The organism is Pseudoflavonifractor sp. 60, from assembly GCF_009911645.1.
GTDB lineage: Bacteria > Bacillota > Clostridia > Oscillospirales > Oscillospiraceae > Lawsonibacter.
Genome location: NZ_QWKI01000310.1, coordinates 1 through 3411, shown reverse-complemented (window position 1 = coordinate 3411; position 3411 = coordinate 1). Strand labels below are relative to the sequence as shown.

The 3411-nt window shown below is 50.4% G+C and carries 4 protein-coding genes; all 4 read left to right on the top strand.

Annotated elements, in window-relative coordinates; translation table 11 throughout:
• Positions 1-244: 244 nt before the first annotated feature.
• A complete protein-coding gene (locus tag D1646_RS22070; protein WP_160208270.1) occupies positions 245-646 on the top strand; it encodes a plasmid mobilization relaxosome protein MobC in 402 nt (133 codons plus the stop codon).
• Between the two features lie 332 nt (positions 647-978).
• A complete protein-coding gene (locus tag D1646_RS22065; protein WP_016324176.1) occupies positions 979-1338 on the top strand; it encodes a BlaI/MecI/CopY family transcriptional regulator in 360 nt (119 codons plus the stop codon).
• Positions 1339-1348: 10 nt separating this feature from the next.
• Positions 1349-2641 (top strand): M56 family metallopeptidase, encoded by a 1293-nt coding sequence (locus D1646_RS22060; RefSeq protein WP_160638482.1) that lies wholly within the window; start codon positions 1349-1351, stop codon positions 2639-2641.
• 453 nt (positions 2642-3094) lie between these two features.
• Positions 3095-3411, top strand: a 317-nt coding sequence (locus D1646_RS22055) for a sigma-70 family RNA polymerase sigma factor (RefSeq protein WP_160638481.1), incomplete at its 3' end; no start/stop codon positions are given.

Here is a 3411-nt window from a genome sequence, read left to right as displayed (position 1 = left end):
GACGGGGGATATATCCTCCAGAGCCGCCCCCTTTCCCTGGATAGGGAAAGGGCGGGGGGATAGGGTCGAACCGCTTCTTCTCAAATCGCTATCTTTCCACGGCTGATATGTGGACAATTGGCAATTTCAACGCCTTGCCCCGCAAGGGTTTCCGGCCTTGGTTTCATAGGGGCTGGTATAGTATCATTCCCCAGGCCCGATTTATCGGGATACTGTCAACAATTTGAATTTATGGGAGGTATCTATGAACGGTAAAAAATCAACGTTTTGCAGCCTCCAAAGTCCGTCAACTGTGGTTGTGGGAAAGAAACGTGTTCGGAACACGCTGCTCCATGTTTGGCTGTCTCCAGATGAACGGGCAAAAATCCAGGAGCGCATGGCGGATGTGGGTATCCGCAACCTTTCAGCCTATGTGCGGAAAATGGCCCTCAACGGCTATGTGCTCCACGTTGACCTCGCTCCCGTCAAAGACATTGTTTCTCTGCAAAGGCGGTGTGCGAATAACCTCAATCAAATCGCGGTCCGAGAGAATATCAACGGCGGGGTTTACCCGGATGAAATCAAGGCCCTGCAAAAAGATTATGCGGACTTATGGGGGCCGCTTTCCGAACTGCTGGAGAGGCTTTCGGAGGTGGTTGCGCTGTAAGCGCGTAAGGCCCAGGAGCAAAGCGACGGGCCGCAGACAGGGAGGCCTCTGGACACGGTGTCCAGAGGCCTCCGGCGGGTTTGGGGTGCAACCTCAACAAGCATTTTCGCAAGGCGAAAATGGTGAGTGTGTTGACACTCGCCCTGCTTGCCGTTTAGCGCGTCCTCCGGAAACGGTGCAAAAATGGAGTAGTGCTTTTAGCGTGTGATAACCATTCACAAGGTTTATCCAAATTTTATTTTTAAGACCAAAGTAGTATTGACAAGAGATTAAGACTGTGGTAGTATATGAGCGTGGCCACTACCACAGTCTTAAAAAGGAGGTGTTACCAAATGGACATTAAGCTGTTTGCTTCTGAACTGAAAGTGATGTCCGTCCTTTGGCGCGATGGCGACGTTCCCGCGAAACATATCGCCAAACTGCTGACCGAGGAATTGGGCTGGAATGTAAATACCACCTATACCCTGATTAAGCGTTGCATTAAAAAGGGGGCTATTGAACGCTCCGAACCCGGTTTCATATGTCATGCGCTTGTACCGCAGGCGGAAGTACAGGAGGCGGAAACAAACGAGCTGATCGACAGGGTATATGACGGCTCTGCCGACAAGCTGTTCGCGGCTTTGCTGGGGCGAAAAAAACTGAGTGCCGAGCAAATTGAAAAGCTGAAACAGATTGTTGGGGATTTGGAATGAGGTGGTGCAAATGAGCCTATTGCAAATGAGCTTTGCGGGGGCCGTGATGATTTTGGCAATCACCATCATACGCGCCCTGGCGATCAGCTTACTGCCCAAAAAGACTTTCCTGGCACTTTGGGGGATAGCGGTTGCGCGGCTGTTGCTCCCGTTCTCACTCCCCTCCACGTTCAGCGTATATTCGCTGATAGGCAGTCAAACTTCCGGGATTGCCGCAACAAAAGTCCCACAGATTGACAAGGTATTGCCGATTGATACGATAGGGCAAATGGCTACTATGCCCGGTGATATTGGCAATACCACAAGTACCGTTTCTATTTGGGGAGCTGTTTGGGCCGCTGGTACACTGATCTGCGCTATGGTTTTTGCAATAGCGTATTGGAAGTGCCGACAGGAATTTCAAACTTCCCTGCCAGTGAAAAACGACTTCATCAAAAACTGGCTGAACGCCCACCAACTGAAACGTCCGATTTCTATTCGACAGTCCAGCCGGTTTTCTGCTCCGCTGACTTACGGCGTATTCCGTCCCGTGATTTTAATGCCCATATCCACTGATTGGGAAAACACAAAGGCGTTGCAATATGTTTTGGCGCATGAGTATGTGCATATCCGGCGTTTTGACAGCATCACAAAATTGGTGTTGATTGCGGCGCTGTGTGTGCATTGGTTCAACCCCTTGGTTTGGGTGATGTATATTCTTGCTAACCGGGATATTGAGCTATCCTGCGATGAGGCGGTTGTCCGCCTTTTCGGGGAAACAACAAAGGCGGCTTATGCGCGGGCGCTGATCAGCATGGAAGAAACAAAAAGCGGCTTTGCTCCACTGTGCAACAATTTCAACAAAAATGCGATAGAAGAAAGGATAACAGCAATTATGAAATTCAAAAAGGCATCAATTTTCTCGCTCGCTCTGGCCCTGGCCTTGGTTGTCGGTGTAACTACTGCCTTTGCAACCTCCGCTATTGCTACGGCTACTGACAATACGAGCAATATTCCCTCTGAGCTGACAAATCCGGCCTATGATGACGCAGCATTGGTGCGTGATAATATCAATGCTGTACCGCCCGGCGTAACTGGAAATCAGGATAAAAATGAAACCGTAATTCCTGAAAAGTATATGGACATGGATGGTGCGCTCAATTATGAACTTGGAGAGGAACCCGAAGATTTGAACGCCCCCGCCAATGTAGCAAATACTACTTTGCTTTCAGTCAGCCACGATGACGAGCGTAAACATACCCCGGAAGAATGGGCAAAAATCCTCGACCTGATTGACGAGGGCAAGGTGTTTTGGGAAGATTGACCTGAGCTTTCAACCGAGCAAACACGGCATAATAAAAAAACCGTTGTTTTGGCGGCTGAAAACTGGTGCGCCCTAAACAGAAAATAAGAGCCTTGCGGCGGTTTTGAAATAACAAATTTCAAAGCCGCCGCTTTCTTTTGAAAAAATGGAAAACGGAGGGTGTGTTAAAGTCGCCCATTTTTAAGGACACGGCGGTATCCGGGAGGTATCGTCATGTCCTTTTCTTATAGTTTGCTGTCAAAAAAAGCCCACCCTCTCTAAAGGGAAGCCCTGGCCGTAACTGCGAAAAATGTAATATTCTGTCGCCCCGGTACGTCCGTGTAGCCTTGCGCTATGCGGGCGTTTTTCTATCCAGGCGGTGCTTCTGGACACCGTGTCCAGAGGCCCGCTGCCGTTCCCCGCCCCTCCATTTCGATCTGTCCCTTTCCGCCAACATCGAAATGGAGGTTACATATGACAACCATCAAATTGAACCGCTACTATCCCCACATGACCGAAAATATCACCCTGGAAGTCTCCGACGAGATCGCCGTTGTGCTCTCTGCCGGGGGCCGTCAGTGTGACAGCTACAAGCGCCGCAAGCGGGAGCATAACGAGTGCTCCCTGGACGCTGACCCCGGCTTTGAGCCGGATGTGATGTTCCCGCCCCTGACTCCGGAGGAAATCATTCTGGACGAGGAAAACCGTTCTGTCCTCTACGCCGCTCTTGACCAGCTCCCGCCCATCCAGGCCCGGAGAGTGTATGCCCATTATATCTTGGGCAAGAAGAA

What these genes read in the sequence shown, in the direction of transcription:
- D1646_RS22070 (WP_160208270.1), top strand. Translation starts at nt 245, where the DNA reads ATGAACGGTAAAAAATCAACGTTTTGCAGCCTCCAAAGTCCGTCAACT.
- D1646_RS22065 (WP_016324176.1), top strand. Translation starts at nt 979, where the DNA reads ATGGACATTAAGCTGTTTGCTTCTGAACTGAAAGTGATGTCCGTCCTT.
- D1646_RS22060 (WP_160638482.1), top strand. Translation starts at nt 1,349, where the DNA reads ATGAGCCTATTGCAAATGAGCTTTGCGGGGGCCGTGATGATTTTGGCA.